Here is a 19,110-nt window from a genome sequence, read left to right as displayed (position 1 = left end):
ACACTCTTTTTTTTGTTAATAGGAATCCATATTATCAATTATCTCATTTGCCTTTACTTTTATTTTATACAATTCCTCTGGATTGATTTTGTTTAAAAGATTCAACATCATTGCCATTCTTTGATTTCCTTTAAAATACTCCTTTTTTTCATCCAGAAAATTCCAGTATAATGTGTTAAAAGGACATGCCTTGTCTCCAAATTTTTCCTTTACATTGTAATGACATTTAGCGCAGTTATTGCTCATTTTGTTGATGTAACTGCCCGAAGATACATAAGGCTTTGTAGCAATAATACCTCCATCTGCATATTGTGACATTCCTCGAGTGTTAGGCATTTCAACCCATTCAATCGCATCGATATAAACTCCTAAATACCATGCATCTACTTCATCAGGATGTATTTGAGTAAGCAAAGCAAAATTTCCAATTACCATGAGTCGTTGAATGTGATGGGCATAAGCTTCATCTAAACTTTGATTGATGGCGTGACTCATGCAATTCATTTTAGTTTTTCCTGTCCAGAAAAAATCAGGCAGTTTATTTGTGTTATTCAAAACGTTCATCTGGGAATAATTTGGCATTTCTTTCCAGTAAATTCCTCTAATATATTCTCGCCACCCTAAAATTTGTCTCACAAATCCTTCAACTTGTGAAATAGAAATGTAAGTTTCATTGGCATGATAAAAAGAAACAACGGTTTCAATGACTTCTTTTGGCGAAAGCATTTTACTATTCATTGCAAAAGACAAGCGGGAATGAAAAAGAAATTTTTCATCAGTGTGCATCGCATCTTCATAATCGCCAAAGTGCTTCAACAAATGGCTACAGAAATAATCTAAAACAACAAGAGATTGTTCTCTCGATGTGGGCCAACTAAAATTATTTTCATCAATATTCCCGAAAGTTTTAATACCAGCTTCTTTGATTTGCGTAACAAGTTCTGACACGTTTGCATGAAAATTTTTTTCTGCTGGAATAGGAACTTCGCCTTTGTATTTCTTGCGATTACTAGCATCAAAATTCCACTGCTTGCCCACAGGAATTGAGCCATTCATCAAGATATGATGTTTTTTTCGCATGTTGCGATAAAAATTTTCCATCAACAGCAACTTCTTTCCTTCATAAAAATCAGAAAGCTCATTGCGAGTCGTAAAAAAATGCTCAGAATCAAAAGCTTCAGATTCAATTTTTAAATTGGAACAAATAGTTTTTAATTGCTCGTCTAAGCGGTACTCATCTGGCAGCTGGTATTCGAATTTTTCAGCGGAGTATTTTTTGATGCAAAGTAGAATGAGTTTTTCTAAGTCTTGAGGATTTTTGACATCCGTAATTTGAAAATAAATAGCCTGATGTCCTTGACCTTTTATGGTTGTGTAAAAATTGCGCATCGATTGAAAAAACGCCACAACTTTCTGGATATGATGTTTTACATAATCAGTTTCCTGACGCATTTCTGCTAAAACATAAATGGTATTTTCATCGCATTCTTGAAACCAAGAATGTGTCAAATTTAGCTGATCACCAAGGATTAAGCGGAGTTTTTTCATTCTTATTTTTTGAAAAATGAAGTTGACGGAATTTCTTTTCGAGCATATTGATACCGATCAATTAATTTGGGTAAGCAATACCCATCAAGACCATTTATAGCAATAACATTTCCCTTGTCTAACTGCAACCAACCATCTTTGTGTTCCAATTGTTCTTCAAAAAATAAATTTTCGATTGAAGCGATTACATGAATGGTATCATTCTCTTTGATGTAATATTCGTTTAAATATTTACAATATAATTGCACTGGGCTCCCTTTTACAAACGGAGTTGCAATGTTATTTTTATATTCTTCCTCCAAATTTGTTTTGTCAAATTCAGAAATATCTAGATCATAGTTAGCGGAGGTGTGATGTGCGTCCTCAATCATATCAACTGTGATATGATTTACTGTAAAATATCCAGTTTCCTTAATGTTTTTGTAAGTACCACGGGGAACCGTTGTAGGACGCATAATAAATCCAATCATAGCTGGATTACTTCCTAAATGCGTTACACTGCTAAAAATAGCAACATTTGACTTTCCGTCTAAGGATTTTGTTCCAATTAAACTAGCCGATTTATAACCAGTGCAGGAGTTGATTAAATTTAGTCTTTCAATTTTCTCCATTTGAGAAATATCATCTCTTGAAATGTGTTTCATATTCTTGTAAATTTCAAACAAAGATACTTTTTGTTTAACCAAGTATAAAATAAATTAAACAAAAATTAAATAATTTTGAAACCTTAGTCGTTTAGTAGTTCCTGTTTTCTATTCAGGAACTTAAAATCATATATATTTGTTTTTCAATTTTTACAAAATGAAGATACTCAAAAAAATCGCATTTACATTATTTTTGATAATGGCACTCATAATCACTGCAGCATTTATTTACGGAATTTATTCAAAACCAAAATACAAAGGCGAACAACAACTTGCAAACATTCAAAAGGAAACAACAGTATATTTTGATGATTTTGGTGTTCCGCATATTTATGCATCATCATCTAAGGACGCAATGGTCGCTCTAGGTTATGTTCATGCGCAAGATCGATTGTGGCAAATGGAATTGATGAGACGCATAGCGCCAGGAAGGCTGTCTGAAATATTTGGGTCTGCTGCGTTGAAGAATGATAAATTTTTTGCCGGGATTGGAATCGAGGAAGCTTCTGCAAAAGCAATTGCAAAATTAGATAAAAACAGTCAGAGTTACCAGTTAACAATGTCATACCTAGACGGAATTAATCAATATCTCATAGAGGGAACAACGCCTGTTGAGTTTAGTTTACTTGGAATCAAAAAAGAAAAATTTACAATTAAAGACATTTACAATATTTTTGGGTATATGTCCTTTAGTTTTGCGATGGCTCAAAAGTCAGATCCGTTAATGACGGATATTCGTAATAAATATGGAATGGAATATCTAAAGGAATTTGGTTTAGATAGTTCCTATAATACGACAAGAATTAAAAATGCTAAGGACAAATCACAACAATATGCTGCAATTTCAAAATCGATTGTAGCAATCTTAGATGAGTCACCAATTTCCCCATTTATAGGAAGTAATAGCTGGGTACTTGCTCCTAAGAAAACGAAAAAAGGAAAAGTTATTTTTGCTAATGATCCTCATATTGGCTTTTCACAGCCAGGCACTTGGTACGAAGCACATTTAGTTACACCTGATTTTGAATTATATGGGTCTTATTTAGCGGGTACTCCGTATCCTTTATTGGGACATAATAGAGAATATGCATACGGTTTAACAATGTTTGAGAACGATGACATTGATTTTTATCAAGAAGAAATTAACCCAAAAGATAATAATAGTTATAAAACAGCCAGTGGTTTCAGTGCGTATCAAACACTAAAAAAAACGATAAAAGTAAAAGATAGCGCTGATGTTTTTTTAAATCTAAAAATAACACGTCATGGTCCAGTTGTAAATGATTTAGTAGATGGTCTGCAAAAAGATAAACCCGTTTCAATGTCGTGGATTTACACACAACAGCCCATCCAAATTTTAGATGCCGTTTATATGCTTTCGCACGCTAAAAGTAAGCAAGATTTTCAGAAAGGAGTAGCTCTTATTGCTGCTCCAGGATTAAATGTAATGTACGGCGATGCTGAGGGAAATGTGGCTTGGTGGGCAACTGGCAAATTATACAAGCACAATCAGGGTGTAAATCCAAATTTCATTTTAAATGGTGCAACAGGAAAAGATGATATTGCTGAATATTTGGATTTCTCCAAAAATCCTTCGGCTGAAAATCCAAAGTGGAACTACGTTTATTCCGCAAACAATCAACCAGAGCGAATTGACGGATTTTTATATCCAGGTTATTATCTCCCAGAAGATCGTGCCAAAAGAATTACTAAATTATTAGATCGTAAGTCAAACTGGGATATGGCCTCTGTTGGTAATATGCTTTTTGACAACACATCTTCTGTTTCACCAGAAGTTGTAAAAAACTTACTTTCGAATCTTGATGAAAAATTGCTTTCTCAAAATGAACAGCAAGCAGTAGAAATTCTCAAAAGATGGAAAGGCTCCAATAATCTTAACGATGTTGCTCCTACAATTTATAACAAATGGATTTTTAACTATTTAAAAAACACTTTCGAAGATGAGCTTGGTGCTGAAAACTTTAAAATGTTTCTTAGCACACACATTATCAAACAAATAGTTGCCAGACAAGTCAAAAATGAAAATTCATTGTGGTGGGATAATACAAATACAAAAGATGTAAAAGAAAATAGAACTCAAATAGTTTCAAAATCATTCAAAGAATCTATTGTAGCGTTAGAAGAACAATTAGGAACAGATGTTGAAAAATGGACATGGAACAATGTACATACTGTTGAGCACCAACATCCGCTGGGTAAAGTGGCGGCTTTAAAAGGGATTTTTAATGTTGGTCCTTTTGAAGTTTCTGGAGCTACTGAAGTAATCAATAATCTATTTTTTGATTTTACGGGAGACGGAACCTACGAAGTAAAAGGTGGCCCATCAACCAGACGGATCGTTGATTTTTCGGATGTTGAAAATAGCTGGAGTATTTTACCTACTGGACAATCAGGAAATCCACTGAGTGCTCATTACAGCGATCAAGCTGAGTTGTACAATGCAGGTAAATTTAGAAGAATGTTGCTCAATAAAGCGGAGATTGTTAGAACTTCAACAAAATTAGTGTTCAAGCCCGTTAAAAAGAAATGACTTTTAAAGTTTCCGAAATAATAAAGTGGTAGTTTTGCTTAACTTTTGAAAAAAATATAATGCAAACTCCTCAAAAAATTGCGGTTGTCGGTTCTGGATTAGTTGGAACTTTATTAGCAATCTATCTAAAAAAATTAGGTCACACAGTTCATGTTTATGATAGAAGTCCTGACATTCGTAATGTTGAATTTTCTGGTCGTTCAATCAACTTGGTAATGTCAAATCGTGGCTGGAAAACACTCGAAGACATTGGTCTTGATGACGAAATTCGCAGTATCGGAATACCAGTTGATAAAAGAGGAATTCACTTGCAAGATGGTAGTTATATAACGCAAAATTATGGAAAGGAAGGGGAAGCTATTTTTTCACTTTCGAGAGGGATTTTAAACCGAAAAATGATTGACCTGGCCGAAAAATCAGGTGTTGAATTCTTTTTTAACCAAAAAATATGGGATGTCACTCTGTCAAATGCAACTTTACATACGGGAGAAACCGAACGTGGCGAATGGACTGAAATAAAATTTGATAAAGTATTTGGAGCTGATGGAGCTTTCTCGAGAATTCGGCACAAAATGCAACGTCAATCTATGTTTGATTATTCGCAGGAATTCATGAAAATTGGTTACAAAGAATTACATATTCCAGCTAATCCTGATGGAAGTCATAAAATTGATAAAAACTCATTACACATTTGGCCTCGTGGCGAATTTATGCTAATGGGATTGTCTAATCTTGATGGAAGTTTTACCTGTACTTTATTTATGCCGTTTAAAGGAGAAAACTCATTTGAGCAATTACAAGATGAAAAATCTTTAGTTGATTTCTTTGCTACTTATTTTCCTGATACCGCTGCTGTCATCCCTGATTTAGTAGAAGATTTTTTCAAGAATCCAACGAGTTATTTAGTTAAAATGAAATGTTATCCGTGGACTTATGAGGACAAAGTCGCTTTAATAGGCGACGCTGCCCATGCAGTAGTGCCATTTTACGGACAAGGCATGAATGCTGGCTTTGAAGATATTACGATTTTAAGTGAACTAATTTCTCAGTATGGAGATGATTGGCACACTATTTTTTCTGAATATCAAAAATCACGCAAACCCAATGCCGATGCTATCGCTGAGTTAGCGGAACGAAATTTTAATGAAATGAGCGCTAAAACAGCCGATGAAAATTTCTTGTTACAAAAGAAAATCGAAAAATGGTTTTCAGACAAACATCCGGATAAATGGATGCCTTTATATAGTCGAGTAACTTTTAGTTTACAGCCTTACGCTGAAGCCTTGGCTATTGGTGAGTACCAAAATGAAATTATGCAAAAGGTTTTAGAAATGGACAATATTGCAGTGATTTGGGATTCAAAAGACGTTGAGGATAAAATTTTGGAACTTTTAATTTAAAGAAACTTTAACATCAACGGGAATTGCAGATACTAATTATCACTTTATTCTATAACTCAGACTATAATTTTTTTCTCTGATGAATTGTAAGACTAGGAGGGAAATAGTTATACAAAAATGTGTTGGGCCGAATTTTCTTATCTGCTTAAAAAAAGTGAAATTATTTTGATCTTACTTATTGTCAAGGAAAGCTTTTCTATTTTGTAATAGAACTCAAAAAGATTATAAAATAGACAAAAAATTTTAGATAAAATATTTCAGATTTTATATTTAAATCTAATTCATCGACCTCATTTCTAATTGACGGATTTTTCGAAAAAGATTTTACTGTAGAAATTGAAAACCATGACAATCAACCCCTAGCGTTTTCCAAAATTGAAGTTCTTCAAAATTCATTGTTTGTAATATCTGATTTAAAGGCCAACGAAAAATATCTGGTTATAATTGATTCTACGCTCTCAAAACCACAATATGATTTAGAAGGTTTTATCAAAGAATCTAAAATGGATTATCTACAAGCTACGATTACAGATCTACAAAAAGTTAAAATTAAAGAGAAAAATGCTTCTGAAAAACCGTTTTGGCAATCAAAAGCATTTATGTGGATTTGTATACTATTCGCAGTTGCAATTATTGGTTATTTTGCAATAGGATTGTTAAAAGACATGAAAAAGGATTAATTTACTATTCTCTATGCACTTTCTTAAAATCGAAAGCAGGAGTACAAATAGCAATATATTCACAAGGTTTATCAAAGGGATTTGAATATTGCACTCTAGTATTGGATTCGATTTTTATAGATTGACCAGCTTCTAAAATTATCTTTTCGTCTTCAATAATAAATTGTTTCTTTCCAGAAATAATATAGGTATATTCGTCAAATTCGGGTGTTTGAAAAGGTTCACTCCATGCTACTGGAGCAATCATGTGCGCAATAGAAATGTCTTTATTTTGAGTTGTTGCTAAACCGTGGTGCTCTTCAATTAATTTTCCATCGGTTGTAGGAACAATGAACGGACTGGTTTGGATAAAGTATTTTTTCATTTTAAAATAGTAGCATTTTAACAAAAATTAATTAATGATTATTTTTTTCTAAATAAATAGCGAGAAACAAACGCTACAGTAAATTTAAATTTAAAAGTGAAGTAAAATTGATGGGATAAATTTGTTATTTTTCAATTTTCGAAGATGGTTTTAACATTACGCGTAAAGTACTGTCATTACTAAAATAGCTAAACATCCAAGTTACAAAAATGGAGAGTTTATTCTTAACACTTAGTATTAACATTAAATGAACAAACATCCATGTAAACCAAGCCAATCGCCCTTGAAAACTAAATTTGGGTAAGTCAACAACTGCTTTTCGCTTACCTACCGTTGCCATGGCACCTTTGTCATGGTATTCATATTCGATTAATGCTCTATTTTTTTTACCGAGCTTGAAATTTTTGGCCAGTATTTTTGCTTGTTCAATTGCTACACTTGCCACTTGAGGATGACCGTTAGGATATTTAGGTGTAGTCATAAATGCAATATCGCCGAGTGCATAAACGTTTTCTAGATTTTCAATCTTATTAAATCTATTAACTATAAATCTACTTCCTCTTGTTACGCTTTCTAAAGGAATTCCCTCGAGTGTGTTGCCAATAATTCCTGCTGCCCAAATGACATTAGTAGATTTTATAATTTCCCCATTCAGCAGACTAACATTTTTGCCATCATAATGATTAACAATCGTACTTGTTTTTACAATTACGCCTAATTCTTCTAAATACTTTCGCGCCATTTTTTGAGAATCAACGCTCATGGGATTCAAAACATTGGGAGAACCCTCTAGTAAATATATTGTTAATTTGGAAAAATCTTTATCAGGGTAATCTTTTGGGAGAATATTTTTTTTCATTTCTGCTAAAGCTCCTGCGAGTTCCACTCCTGTTGGTCCGCCTCCAACGACTACAAAATTCATTAAGGCCTGAAATTCTTCGGGAGTAGCAATTAAAGCATCCTCAAAAGTTTGCAAAATTTCATTTCGAAGCTGAATGGCTTCTGGAACAGACTTCATAGGATAGGCAAATTTTTCTATTTCTGCATTTCCAAAATAATTGGTTGTGCATCCAAATGCTATTACAAGATGATCATAATCAAAATCGGCTATTGAAGTTTTTAAAACTTTATTAGAAGTATCCACACTAAGCACGTCAGCAATCCTAATTCGAACGTTTTTAGAGTGCTGAAATACTTTTCGTAGAGGAAATGAAATACTGGAAGGTTCGAGTCTTGCAGTAGCAACTTGATACATTAAAGGTTGAAATTGATGGTAATTATTTTTGTCGATTAATAAAACGTCAAAATCTGTATTTTCTAGATCCTGCGCTAATCGTAAACCAGCAAAGCCCGCACCAATAATTATAATTTTTTTTTGAATTTCCATATCTACTTTCTTTTCGAACCGCAAAGGTACAAATAGCTAAGAAGTTAGTCTTCTTTATTAACGTTTCCTATAGAAAATAAGGGTTTATCGATAGTGAAATAGTAATGTAAAGCTTTAAAAAAATTGTAATTTTGAACAGTTGTTTGTTCGAATTTGTATGAATTAACTTGAAGCAACAATCAGAGGTTTTTACCTGATTATTAGTTGATTCATTTTTTTTATGCAATAGTTTTGACCTTCTTTAGCAATTCCACTAAAATTGCCTTTAATATCCATCGCTAAAAAAGGACTTCCAAAAAAGGACAACTGTTAATAAAATACTTGAATGGTCTTTGTTTTTCCAGTTCCGGTTGCTCCTGCAATTAATCCATGGCGATTCATAGTTTTTAGAGGAACTCGCACCAAAGCCGATGCAATTGGTTCTCCTTCCAAGAACGCTCCGCCTAGAATAATACTTTCTCCTTTAAAACTGTAACCCTCGAGTATGTGGTTGTTGAAAGACTGTAATTTGTTTGTAATTTAATAGATTTTCAACGTGAGGCAGGTTATTAGCTTTTTACAAAATCAGCAATTTTAGTATAAAATTCATTTTTCTTGCTTTTATCTTGTTAATGTAGTAAATTTACGTGGTCGTTTAAAGAATTTTGATTTTAAAAAATTGTTCTAAATATTCATAAAATGTTACTTTATTACATCTATTCTAACTAATATATCTGCAGATTTCAACAAAAATGCAACGAAAAATGCGATAAAAATGATTATAAAATTTATTTAAATGTAATTATATAAAAAAAAGTTTTTTTATTTAAACTAAAAATATAAATTTGCTCCACTACAAGTTATTATAACTAAGATAATTTATTTAAAACTATTAAAATTAAAAAAAATGGCAAACGTTAAAAAAGAAAAAACGGCTAACGGAGGAGGAATGGTTTCAGGACTGATTATTGCTGCATGTATTGGTGTTGGAGTTTTGATTTGGAAATTCATCATGGGAAATCCTTCGAATTTTGAAGGAGGAAATCCTGAAACAGGAGTTCCATTGAATACTTTAGGACAAGTTTACCATGGAGGAATTGTTGTTCCAATATTACTAGGAATGTTATTGATGGTTCTTGTTTTTTCTATTGAAAGATTTGTTGTAATATCTAAAGCAGCTGGCAAAACTAAATTAGATGCTTTTATGACAAAAATTCAGTTGAGTATCAAAACTGGCGAGATTGACGACGCTATTATTTTATGTGACAAACAAGAGGGTTCTGTTGCAAATGCGATTAAATCAGCATTAGTAAAATATCAAGCAGTTAAGAAAGAAGGTTTCAATAGTGAAGAAGCAGCTGAGACTATTCACAAAGAAATAGAAGAAGCTACTTCTCTTGAAATGCCAATGTTGCAAAAGAACATGACCATCATTTCGTCATTAGTTTCTTTAGGTACACTTGTTGGATTATTAGGTACGGTTGCTGGTATGATTAAAGCTTTTGGTGCTCTAGCTGCTGCTGGAACTCCTGATCAAGCTGCGCTTGCGGCTGGTATTTCTGAAGCGCTTATTAATACTGCTACAGGTATTGGTACTTCAGCTGTTGCAATTATCTCTTATAATTTCTTTACTTCTAAAATTGATGATTTAACTTATTCAATTGATGAAGCTGCTGTTTCAATTGTAAATTCTTACAGAAGATTCAGAGGAAGTTTGAAGCAATAATATATTGATATTCGTATCAATTAAAAAATTAAAAGAATGGCTAAAATAGTTATAAAGAAAAATGCGGGGTCAACAGACATGACTGCGATGTGTGATGTCGCATTCCTGTTACTTACCTTTTTTGTGATGACATCTACTGCTAAAATTCCAGAGGCTTTACCTGTAGATACTCCCGCTTCAACTGTTCAGACAAAATTACCTGAAACAGATTTAGCAACTTTAACTGTGGGTAAAGGAAAAGTATTCTTTGATCTTAAAGGAAGAGCTATTCGTAAAAAAACCCTGCAATTAATGGGTGAAAAATATGGTGTAGCTTTTTCAGAAGAAGATAAAGAAAAATTTGCCTTAATGGATGACTTTGGTGTTCCAATTGAAAGTCTTAAACAGATAATCGATTTAAAAGCGGCTGATAGAAGCAAAGCAAATCAACCGGGAATTCCTGTGGATTCTTTAGATAATCAATTGCAAGACTGGGTTCGTAATGCTCGACTTGCTAATATCGAGATTAATGATAAGGAATTGCAAATTGCCATTAAAGGTGATGCAAAAGAGGAATATCCAGCAATTAGAAAAGTGATGGATATTTTACAAAATCAAAAAATCAATAGCTTTAGTTTAGTTACTGGTTTAAGAGGAAAAGATTTTTAATAAAAAAAAGACACTAAAATGGCTGAATTAAATACTGGCGACGGTGGAGGCAAAAAAGGTGGAAAAGTAAGAAGTAAAAAGGCAAATGCAAAAGTAGATTTAACTGCAATGGTTGATTTAGCTTTCTTGCTTATTACATTCTTTATGCTTACTACTACGTTGTCTAAACCTCAATCGATGAGCTTGGGATTGCCAGATAAAAACGAAAAAGGGGAAGATATTAAAGTCGATGAAAATCGAACTATGACTGTTTTGCTGGGAGATAATAACAAGTTAGTTTTTTACATGGGATTATTATCAACTCCATTAGCAGGTCCGAAAGATTTGGTTTTTGGAAAAGACGGTATTCGTCAAGAATTGTTAAAAAGAAAGAAAGAAGTTTTAGCATATTCAACTGCAAAGGGCAAGCCTGACCAGGGAATGATTGTAATAATTAAACCAAGTAAGAAGTCTAATTACAAAAATGTGATAGACATCCTTGATGAAATGGCAATTTCTGACGTTCCTACTTACACGATTGTTAATGATTTTTCGCCTGAGGAAACAAAATTGTTAGAAGGAAAACAAGAGTAATCTTGTTTTCTTAATAACCTAATAATTAAGAAAAATGAAATTAGACATATTAAAAAATCAATGGCTTGATATTGTATTTGAAGGACGTAATAAAGCGTACGGAGCTTATCAGTTAAGAAAGTCAAACAGAAAAACTACAATTAAAGCGCTAATTATTGGTTCTGTTTTTTTTGGTCTTGCTGTGGCTGCCCCTGTTCTGATAAACTTAATTCCTAAAGGCGAAGATAAAGATATGGACCGGGATATTAAATTAACCGCCATTAAATTGCCTCCAAAACAAGAAAAACCGAAGTTAAATGTTCCACCACCACCTCCACCTCCTCCAAAGGTCGATCAAGTAAAATTTGTGAAGCCAGTGGTTGCGAAAGCAGAGGATGTAACTGAAGAGCCACCTAAAATTATTGAAATTAAGGAGAAGAAGTTGGGTGCAGTAACTATAAAGGGTGATCCAGATGCGATCTTAACTGTTGAGCCAGTTGGAACTGGTAAGGCAGCAGTAGTAGAAGCAGCTGATGATAATACAATTTATAATACGGCTGGTATTGAAGTTAAACCAGATTTTCCTGGGGGAATAGAGAAATTCTATAAATTTGTAGGTAGTAACTATGTTACACCAGAAGAAGAAGGTTTAAAAGGAAAAGTTTATGTAACTTTTGTTGTAGAAAAAGATGGATCTTTGACTGATATAAAAGTTATTAGAGATATTGGTTATGGGACAGGAAAAGAAGCGATTAGAGTATTGAAAAAATCGCCAAGATGGGCTCCAGGAGTTCAAAATGGTAAGCCTGTAAGAGTGCTTTTTTCTTTACCAATAACAATTCAATCACCTGATTAATGCCAAATAACATATTAGACAATATTATGAAGAAATCGCCGAAAGAGCGATTTCTTCTAGTTATGGCAATTTTGTTTTTATTGCTTTATTTTGCTTTAGGATTATTTGTTATATTTATGAAAAATTTTCCGCTTAATATGGATTATAAATATAGGATTGCTTTTGGATGTCTGTTAATCATATATTCTTTTGTTCGATGCTACCGCATAATAATTGATAATAAAGACTAAATAATGAATTATTTTTTAAATCGCGCCTGCTTTTCAGGATTTGTTATAGCGTTACTTGCTATTGGCTGTAAAAACGCAGACTCCAACAATGAAACTATTATTAAAGGGACCACTAATTTATTAGTTGATGAATCTTTTCTACCAATAATTGAAGATCAGGTAGCTGTTTTTCAAGGTCAGTATAATGCTAAAATAGTAATAGATGCAAAGTCTGAAAAAGAAATAATTCGTTCGTTTCTTCAAGACACTTCTCGTATCGTTATTCTGTCTCGGAAATTGAATGATGAGGAGAAAACACATTTTGAAAAAATGCAAATAAAGCCAAAAGTCACACAAATAGCATCTGATGCTATTGCTTTTATTTCGAATAAAAGCAATAAAGACACGTTAATTTCGTTGGCTGAGGTAATACTCTTTATGCAAGGGAAACCTCAAAGGAGAATAAAAGGATTGGTGTTTGATAATCCAAACTCAAGTACTGTAAGATACATTACTGATTTGGCTGGAATTAGTAACTTACCACAAAAAGATGTCTTTTCTTATAAGTCAAATAAAGAAGTGATAAAATTTGTTTCGGAAAATGAAGGAATGATAGGTGTTGTTGGGCTCAATTGGTTATATCAACCTTCTACTGACATAATTAAATATGTTGAAAATATTAATGTTTTAAGTGTACAAGGAAAGGGAAGTACAACGTTTTTTCCACCAACTCAAAATAATTTGGCGGAAGGATCTTATCCTTTGGCACGTGATTTGTTTATAATTAATTGTCAAGGCACATCAGGATTAGGAATGGGTTTCGCTTCATTCGTTGCTGGTGATGTAGGACAAAGAATAGTTTTAAAATCAGGATTGCTACCAATACGCATCCCAGGCAGAAAGATTCTAATTAGAACAAAATCCAAAAATGATGATAAATAAATTAACTACAATGAATATGAATAAAGTAACAATTTTAAGTGTTGCCATTTTAGCATCAGCTTTTACGGTACAAGCGCAGGACATTAATCAAGCTAAAAAAGCAGTTGATGCCGAACAATTTGAAAGTGCAAAAACAATTTTAAAAACTATAATTAAAGATAAACCTGCGAACGGAGAGGCGTTCTATACCTTAGGTAATGTTTATTTAACACAAAAGATTCAGGATTCCGCTAAAATTTATTTTGACAAGGGTATAACCGCATCTGATGAAGGCCAATTAAATTATATCGGTTTAGGTCAAATGGATCTTAATTCCAATAATGTCCCAGCAGCGCAAGCTAATTTTGCACTTGCAACTAAAGAGATGAAAAGGAAAGATTTTCAGGAGTTCATTTATATCGCAAGAGCTTATATGAACGCTGAGAAACCTGATTATAAAAACGCGTTAACAACTTTAAACAAAGCAGTTGTTATTAATTCTCAAGATGCACAATTGCAGTTGGCATTAGGAGATGCATATTACGGAGAGGGAAAGCAAAATGAAGCTTTTATAGCTTATCGAAGTGCATTTCAATTAGATAGCAGTTTGCTTAGAGCTAAAATGCAATTGGGTGTTTTATTGAAAGGCGCAAAATCTTATGATGAAGCTTCAAAAGCCTACAATGAAGTAATAGCTATAAATCCTAATTATGGTCCCGTTTATAGAGAATTAGCCGAAACTTATTATAAAATCGCGCGTAATAAGCCATCCCAAGCCGCAGCCAATTATAAAATCGCCCTTGGTCATTATGATAAGTACATGTCTTTAACTGATTATTCTATTAATTCAAGAATGCGTCGTGCCGATTTCTTAATTTTGATTGAGGATTATGTAGCTCTTGAGGTTGAAGCAAAAAAAATGATCGAATTAGATAAAGTAAATCCGAGAATCTATCGTTATTTAGGTTATTCAGCTTATAAAAATGGAAATGTTGATGTTGCTATTAAATCCTTAGAAAATTTTATTAATTCTCCTGGAAACAAACCTATCGCATTAGATTATTTATACTTAGGTTTAACCAAAATTAAAAAAGGAACTAATCCTGAAGGGACAGCTATTGATTCAACTGCGTTTAAAACAGGATTAATGGATATCAAAAAATCAATTGAAATGGAACCGCTCGCTGTGCAGGAATTAAGCGCAGTTGGGAAAAATCTTTTTACTCAAAAAATGTATAAAGAAGCGGCAAGTATTTTTGAATTTGGAGCAAGTACACCGGAATCAAAAAGCTTTTTGGATGATAATGTATACTTTGGTTTAGCAAATTATTATGCCAATAGTGGTAAAGATGTGAAAGTAGATATCGTTGCTTTGCAAAAAGGCGATGCGGCTTTCGACAAAGTATTAGTAGCATCACCTATTTATTTAGAAGCGTATTTATATAAAGCAAGAACAAATAGATTGTTAGAAAAGGATGATCTAATGGTTAAAAACTATGAAGATTATATTGCAAAAACAACCGCGCTTGGTGCAGAAGAAATAGCCAAACCAGCTGTTAAAACTAAATTTGTTGAATCTTACAACAACATGGCAGCGAGTTTTGCTAATACAAATAAACTTAAAGCCATTGAGTTTTTTAATAAGACTTTGGCAATTGATCCAACTAATAATTATGCAGCAGAATCTATTAAAATATTGAAGTAAATTATTTAAAAGTATTGAAACCGATAATCTTGCGATTATCGGTTTTTTTTTGATTAAACTTTTTACGCGCCAAGGTATTTGTTCTACATTTTAAAGTGATTTTAAAGTAATTCTAAGATATGTTTATCGCATTCTTAGATTACTACGTTTTTCAAATAAGTTCCTTTTCAAATTACCTATCTTTGCACTTTAAATTAAATCAATGTTATCAAAAGAAGTACAACTAGAAGTTAATAGAGGAGCAATGTTACCTCTGATGGAGGAATTTTATACCATTCAAGGAGAAGGTTTTCATACAGGTAAAGCAGCTTATTTTATTAGAATTGGAGGATGTGACGTTGGATGTCATTGGTGTGATGTCAAAGAAAGTTGGAATGCCGAATTACATCCGCCTACAGCTATTGATTTGATAGTCAATAATGCTAGTAAATATTCGGAAACGGTTGTTGTAACTGGTGGTGAGCCCTTAATGTGGGATATGAGTTTACTTACGCAGAGGCTAAAAAATCTCAATTTAAAAGTTCATATTGAAACTTCTGGCGCCTACCCTTTATCTGGGTCATGGGATTGGATTTGTCTTTCGCCAAAGAAAAATAAGTTACCTACAGAAACTGTGTACAATAATGCAAATGAGTTAAAGGTTATTATTTACAATAAACATGATTTTATCTTTGCAGAAGAGCAAGCAGAAAAAGTGAATCCAAAGGCGATTTTATTTCTTCAGCCAGAATGGAGTAAAAGTGAGGAAATGACACCCTTTATTGTAGAGTATGTAATGAAAAATCCGAAATGGAGAGTTTCATTGCAAACGCATAAATATTTAAATATTCCATAATAATTATAAACCCCTTAAACTTTTTAAATGATTAAGGGGTTTATAATTAAAAATAAATGCCCTTATTGAAATATCTAATTTTTTTCATCATTTAAATGAAAAGCTTTGCTAAATAATCGTAATGTTCTCCTTCTAAAATTAAATTACACCTGAGTCCATTGTCATTAGCAGCATTTTGCAACGTGTTGTAATCAAGATAAAGCCATGGAAAAGAATCTTCTTTTTCTCCTTTATAAGTTACAGTAAATTGTAATTCTCCGTAATAACCATCTGCGGGAATTACAAACGCTCCCTCATCATCTTCATCAAACATGTAAATAATATCTGAACTGTCAATTAGGATTTGACCATTAGGATTTAATAAGGATTTTAATTTTTGAAGAAATTGAGATGTATTTTTTAGTGTGCCAAAAATCCCTGTCCCATTCATAAGTAATAAAATTGTATCAAATTTATTTTCGGAATTATTAGATTCCATTTTAAGGATATTTTGAATTTTTACATTTTGCAAACCGCGAAGTATACAGGCTTTAACTGCATTTTCAGAGATGTCAATTGCAGTTACTTCTAAATTTCGTTCCTTCTGTAAATACAAACTGTGACTTCCTGCACCGCAACCAATATCTAGAATCTTACCCTTTGAAAGTAGCATTGCTTTTTGCTCAAGTATTGGCATGTCTTCAAAAGAGCGAAATAAGTAGCTGACAGACATTTCGTCTTCATCAGAAATGGAAGTCTCTGTAATTAAATCCTCAGGAGAATTATTAGTTTGATAGTCAAGTATGGCTTTTCCAAAAAGATCTTTCATAAAGTATGTGTGAGAAATAGCTATTCTAATATTGTGAAAAGCAATGGAATTCTCAATTATTTGTTATTTGTTTGACATTTAGAGGTTGTAGTCCCTACTTTTGTAGCATCAACTTTAAAACGTAAAATTGAAACCAACTTTAAACGACCTGCCTAAAGAAGCCAAAGATAAGCATATCGAAAACAAAAAGTATTTCGATAAGTTAAAAAAGAAAACACCAAAAAATTTAGATTACGTAATGCAAGATTTGCACGATGCTGAATTTAAAAAGACAAATTGTTTAAAATGTGCAAATTGCTGTAAAACAACAGGGCCGCTGTTTACGTCAGCCGATATCGAACGTGTTTCAAAATATTTAAGACAAAAACCACAACACTTTATAGATCAGTATTTACGTATTGACGAGGATCAGGATTACGTTTTGCAAAGTGTACCTTGCACTTTTCTAGATCAAGACAATGCTTGTATGATCTACGATGTACGTCCAAAAGCATGCAGAGAATTTCCACATACTGATCGAAAAAAGTTTCAACAAATTACAGATCTTACTCTGAAAAATGTGAGCATTTGTCCCGCAGCTTTCAACATTGTTGAAGAAATGAAAAAAAGATTACCATTATAGAAAAACGCTAAATAATGATAATCACTAGCTCACAAGATATAATAATCTTTCCTTTAAATTTTTAGTTCTATCAATTAGACATTTAAAGGTTTTAGCTGTATTTTTGGGCTTAACATTAATGGCTAGTAATTAAATTGTCATTTCACACACAATCATTTGAATTTAGAATATTTTATCGCTACGAGACTAATCACTGCAAAACATTACAAAAGCAGCATATCGGCACCAATAATAAAAATTGCAATTGCCGCAATTGCAATTGGAATGATAATGATGATCATATCGGTGGCAACTGGAATAGGTCTCCAAAAAAAAATCCGTGAAAAAATTGCCGCTTTTAATGGACATATTATTATTTCAAACTATGATAACAATCTTTCCGAAGTTACTTTAACACCCATTTCCAAAAAGCAAGACTTTTATCCCAGTTTTACTTCTGTTACAGGAATAAATCATATTCAAGCAGTAGCTACTAAAGCCGGAATAATACGAACAGAAACTGCATTTGAAGGAATAATTCTGAAAGGAGTAGGCAAAGACTACAAGTGGAATAATATAAAAGAATATTTAGTTTCAGGTAAATTGCCAGATTTATCAAAGAGTCTTAATCCAGAAGTCGTAATTTCTCAATTTTTAGCTAATAGACTAAATCTTAAAGTAGGTGATGTCTTCAATACTTTTTTTATTAAAGAAGAGCAAAATAAATTGCCTAACATTCGAAGATTTAAAATCACGGGTATATTTAATTCAGGATTTCAAGAATTTGACGCTACTTATGTAATAGGAGATATACGGCATTTGCAACGCATTAATAAATGGACGGCAAATCAAGTAGGAGCATTTGAAGTTTTCATTAATGATTTTGATGACATTAAAAATACTGGAGAACAGGTTTATGCGCAAACTTCCTCAACCTTAGATACTAAAACAATAATAGAAAAGTACGATTATATATTTGAATGGCTTAAATTATTTGATTTCAATATTATTGTAATTTTAGTGGTAATGATACTTGTGGCTACAATAAACATGGTAGTTGCATTATTAGTGCTCATTTTGGAACGCACACAAATGATTGGAATACTCAAAGCATTGGGAGCAAACAATTGGTCCGTTAGAAAAATATTTCTTTACAATGCTCTTTACCTAATTGCAAGGGGACTTTTCTGGGGAAACTTGATAGGAATACTGCTATTGTTAATGCAGCAACATTTTGGTATAATAAAACTTAACCCAGAAAACTACTATGTGAATCAAGCTCCGGTTTACTTTAATTGGGGATACATTATGTTATTAAATGCGCTTACTATACTAATTTGTTTCACAGTTCTGCTCATTCCCTCATATATAATCACTAAAATTTCTCCCGTAAAAGCCATCCGGTACGATTAAGTTATTCCACCGTACAATTTCAAGAATCATTTTATTTATATAAAGTTATTTTTCCTTTCCCAACCATACCCCACGGTTGCAAAGGTGGGATTTTCATCAACTTGCACTTGCAATTTCAGCTTTACGATTTCAAGATTCATTTCATTTACACAAATTTATTTCTCAACCCAAGCAAACCCTACGGTTTCAACCTTGGGATTTTTAGCAACCATTGCAAGTTATTTCAATCATAGGATTTCGAAATCGTTTTCATTTTCACAAATTTATTTATCCTTTCCTATCT

At 32.7% G+C, this 19,110-nt stretch carries 17 protein-coding genes and 1 pseudogene; 12 read left to right on the top strand and 6 right to left on the bottom strand.

Annotated features, from left to right (window positions below):
- Nucleotides 1-15 precede the first annotated feature (15 nt).
- Both BUB42_RS00095 and BUB42_RS00090 read right to left on the bottom strand, forming a co-directional pair.
- Complete coding sequence (locus BUB42_RS00095) at nt 16-1,548, bottom strand: cryptochrome/photolyase family protein (protein WP_073016017.1); 1,533 nt, start codon at nt 1,546-1,548, stop codon at nt 16-18.
- 2 nt (nt 1,549-1,550) lie between these two features.
- Nucleotides 1,551-2,192 carry a flavin reductase family protein gene (locus tag BUB42_RS00090; protein ID WP_073016016.1) on the bottom strand — a complete coding sequence of 214 codons (642 nt, stop codon included), beginning with the start codon at nt 2,190-2,192 and terminating at the stop codon, nt 1,551-1,553.
- Between the two features lie 157 nt (nt 2,193-2,349).
- Between BUB42_RS00090 and BUB42_RS00085 the strand changes: the two genes are divergently transcribed.
- From BUB42_RS00085 to BUB42_RS00075, 3 genes are all read left to right on the top strand, one after another.
- Complete coding sequence (locus tag BUB42_RS00085; RefSeq protein ID WP_073016014.1) at nt 2,350-4,743, top strand: penicillin acylase family protein; 2,394 nt, start codon at nt 2,350-2,352, stop codon at nt 4,741-4,743.
- Nucleotides 4,744-4,802: 59 nt separating this feature from the next.
- Complete coding sequence (locus BUB42_RS00080; protein ID WP_073016012.1) at nt 4,803-6,143, top strand: FAD-dependent oxidoreductase; 1,341 nt, start codon at nt 4,803-4,805, stop codon at nt 6,141-6,143.
- A 395-nt stretch (nt 6,144-6,538) separates the two neighbouring features.
- Entirely contained in the window at nt 6,539-6,823 is a 285-nt protein-coding gene (locus tag BUB42_RS00075) for a hypothetical protein (RefSeq protein WP_073016009.1), read from the top strand.
- Between the two features lie 4 nt (nt 6,824-6,827).
- Here the strand turns inward: BUB42_RS00075 and BUB42_RS00070 are convergent, their stop codons facing one another.
- From BUB42_RS00070 to BUB42_RS16850, 3 genes and pseudogenes are all read right to left on the bottom strand, one after another.
- Nucleotides 6,828-7,187: a cupin domain-containing protein gene (locus BUB42_RS00070; protein ID WP_073016008.1), complete on the bottom strand. Its 360-nt coding sequence runs from the start codon at nt 7,185-7,187 to the stop codon at nt 6,828-6,830.
- A 124-nt stretch (nt 7,188-7,311) separates the two neighbouring features.
- Entirely contained in the window at nt 7,312-8,574 is a 1,263-nt protein-coding gene (locus tag BUB42_RS00065; RefSeq protein WP_073016006.1) for an NAD(P)/FAD-dependent oxidoreductase, read from the bottom strand.
- A 231-nt stretch (nt 8,575-8,805) separates the two neighbouring features.
- Nucleotides 8,806-9,093 (bottom strand): annotated as a pseudogene (locus BUB42_RS16850) (helicase HerA-like domain-containing protein); the annotation flags it as partial.
- Nucleotides 9,094-9,460: 367 nt separating this feature from the next.
- Here BUB42_RS16850 and BUB42_RS00055 point away from each other — a divergent pair.
- The 7 genes from BUB42_RS00055 to BUB42_RS00020 all read left to right on the top strand — a co-directional run bounded on the left by BUB42_RS00055 (nt 9,461) and on the right by BUB42_RS00020 (nt 16,005).
- On the top strand, nt 9,461-10,279 hold the full coding sequence (locus BUB42_RS00055) for a MotA/TolQ/ExbB proton channel family protein (RefSeq protein ID WP_073016004.1): 819 nt from the start codon (nt 9,461-9,463) through the stop codon (nt 10,277-10,279).
- Between the two features lie 36 nt (nt 10,280-10,315).
- On the top strand, nt 10,316-10,927 hold the full coding sequence (locus BUB42_RS00050; RefSeq protein ID WP_073016002.1) for an ExbD/TolR family protein: 612 nt from the start codon (nt 10,316-10,318) through the stop codon (nt 10,925-10,927).
- 18 nt (nt 10,928-10,945) lie between these two features.
- A complete protein-coding gene (locus tag BUB42_RS00045; protein WP_073016001.1) occupies nt 10,946-11,500 on the top strand; it encodes an ExbD/TolR family protein in 555 nt (184 codons plus the stop codon).
- A 34-nt stretch (nt 11,501-11,534) separates the two neighbouring features.
- A complete protein-coding gene (locus tag BUB42_RS00040) occupies nt 11,535-12,335 on the top strand; it encodes an energy transducer TonB (protein ID WP_073015999.1) in 801 nt (266 codons plus the stop codon).
- Nucleotides 12,336-12,568: 233 nt separating this feature from the next.
- Nucleotides 12,569-13,486 carry a PstS family phosphate ABC transporter substrate-binding protein gene (locus BUB42_RS00030; RefSeq protein ID WP_073015995.1) on the top strand — a complete coding sequence of 306 codons (918 nt, stop codon included), beginning with the start codon at nt 12,569-12,571 and terminating at the stop codon, nt 13,484-13,486.
- Nucleotides 13,476-15,170 (top strand): tetratricopeptide repeat protein, encoded by a 1,695-nt coding sequence (locus BUB42_RS00025; protein ID WP_317614883.1) that lies wholly within the window; start codon nt 13,476-13,478, stop codon nt 15,168-15,170. The genes BUB42_RS00030 and BUB42_RS00025 overlap by 11 nt, the downstream gene beginning before the upstream one ends.
- Before the next feature lie 202 nt (nt 15,171-15,372).
- Entirely contained in the window at nt 15,373-16,005 is a 633-nt protein-coding gene (locus BUB42_RS00020) for a 7-carboxy-7-deazaguanine synthase QueE (RefSeq protein ID WP_073015993.1), read from the top strand.
- Between the two features lie 91 nt (nt 16,006-16,096).
- Here the strand turns inward: BUB42_RS00020 and BUB42_RS00015 are convergent, their stop codons facing one another.
- On the bottom strand, nt 16,097-16,813 hold the full coding sequence (locus BUB42_RS00015) for a class I SAM-dependent methyltransferase (protein WP_073015991.1): 717 nt from the start codon (nt 16,811-16,813) through the stop codon (nt 16,097-16,099).
- A gap of 127 nt (nt 16,814-16,940) precedes the next feature.
- Here BUB42_RS00015 and BUB42_RS00010 point away from each other — a divergent pair, with 127 nt between their 5' ends.
- The gene (locus BUB42_RS00010) at nt 16,941-17,435 is read left to right on the top strand and encodes a YkgJ family cysteine cluster protein (RefSeq protein WP_073015989.1); all 495 of its coding nucleotides are present in this window, start codon (nt 16,941-16,943) and stop codon (nt 17,433-17,435) included.
- A 156-nt stretch (nt 17,436-17,591) separates the two neighbouring features.
- Nucleotides 17,592-18,827: an ABC transporter permease gene (locus BUB42_RS00005; RefSeq protein ID WP_073015987.1), complete on the top strand. Its 1,236-nt coding sequence runs from the start codon at nt 17,592-17,594 to the stop codon at nt 18,825-18,827.
- The last annotated feature ends 283 nt before the right edge of the window (nt 18,828-19,110 follow it).

Origin of the sequence: Flavobacterium micromati, assembly GCF_900129585.1 — a bacterium.
GTDB lineage: Bacteria > Bacteroidota > Bacteroidia > Flavobacteriales > Flavobacteriaceae > Flavobacterium > Flavobacterium micromati.
Note: the sequence above shows the minus strand (reverse complement) of the source record. Positions and strands in the feature narration are given on the sequence as shown.

What these genes read in the sequence shown, in the direction of transcription:
- BUB42_RS00095 (WP_073016017.1), bottom strand. Translation starts at nt 1,548, where the DNA reads ATGAAAAAACTCCGCTTAATCCTTGGTGATCAGCTAAATTTGACACAT.
- BUB42_RS00090 (WP_073016016.1), bottom strand. Translation starts at nt 2,192, where the DNA reads ATGAAACACATTTCAAGAGATGATATTTCTCAAATGGAGAAAATTGAA.
- BUB42_RS00085 (WP_073016014.1), top strand. Translation starts at nt 2,350, where the DNA reads ATGAAGATACTCAAAAAAATCGCATTTACATTATTTTTGATAATGGCA.
- BUB42_RS00080 (WP_073016012.1), top strand. Translation starts at nt 4,803, where the DNA reads ATGCAAACTCCTCAAAAAATTGCGGTTGTCGGTTCTGGATTAGTTGGA.
- BUB42_RS00070 (WP_073016008.1), bottom strand. Translation starts at nt 7,187, where the DNA reads ATGAAAAAATACTTTATCCAAACCAGTCCGTTCATTGTTCCTACAACC.
- BUB42_RS00065 (WP_073016006.1), bottom strand. Translation starts at nt 8,574, where the DNA reads ATGGAAATTCAAAAAAAAATTATAATTATTGGTGCGGGCTTTGCTGGT.
- BUB42_RS00055 (WP_073016004.1), top strand. Translation starts at nt 9,461, where the DNA reads ATGGCAAACGTTAAAAAAGAAAAAACGGCTAACGGAGGAGGAATGGTT.
- BUB42_RS00050 (WP_073016002.1), top strand. Translation starts at nt 10,316, where the DNA reads ATGGCTAAAATAGTTATAAAGAAAAATGCGGGGTCAACAGACATGACT.
- BUB42_RS00045 (WP_073016001.1), top strand. Translation starts at nt 10,946, where the DNA reads ATGGCTGAATTAAATACTGGCGACGGTGGAGGCAAAAAAGGTGGAAAA.
- BUB42_RS00040 (WP_073015999.1), top strand. Translation starts at nt 11,535, where the DNA reads ATGAAATTAGACATATTAAAAAATCAATGGCTTGATATTGTATTTGAA.
- BUB42_RS00030 (WP_073015995.1), top strand. Translation starts at nt 12,569, where the DNA reads ATGAATTATTTTTTAAATCGCGCCTGCTTTTCAGGATTTGTTATAGCG.
- BUB42_RS00025 (WP_317614883.1), top strand. Translation starts at nt 13,476, where the DNA reads ATGATAAATAAATTAACTACAATGAATATGAATAAAGTAACAATTTTA.
- BUB42_RS00020 (WP_073015993.1), top strand. Translation starts at nt 15,373, where the DNA reads ATGTTATCAAAAGAAGTACAACTAGAAGTTAATAGAGGAGCAATGTTA.
- BUB42_RS00015 (WP_073015991.1), bottom strand. Translation starts at nt 16,813, where the DNA reads ATGAAAGATCTTTTTGGAAAAGCCATACTTGACTATCAAACTAATAAT.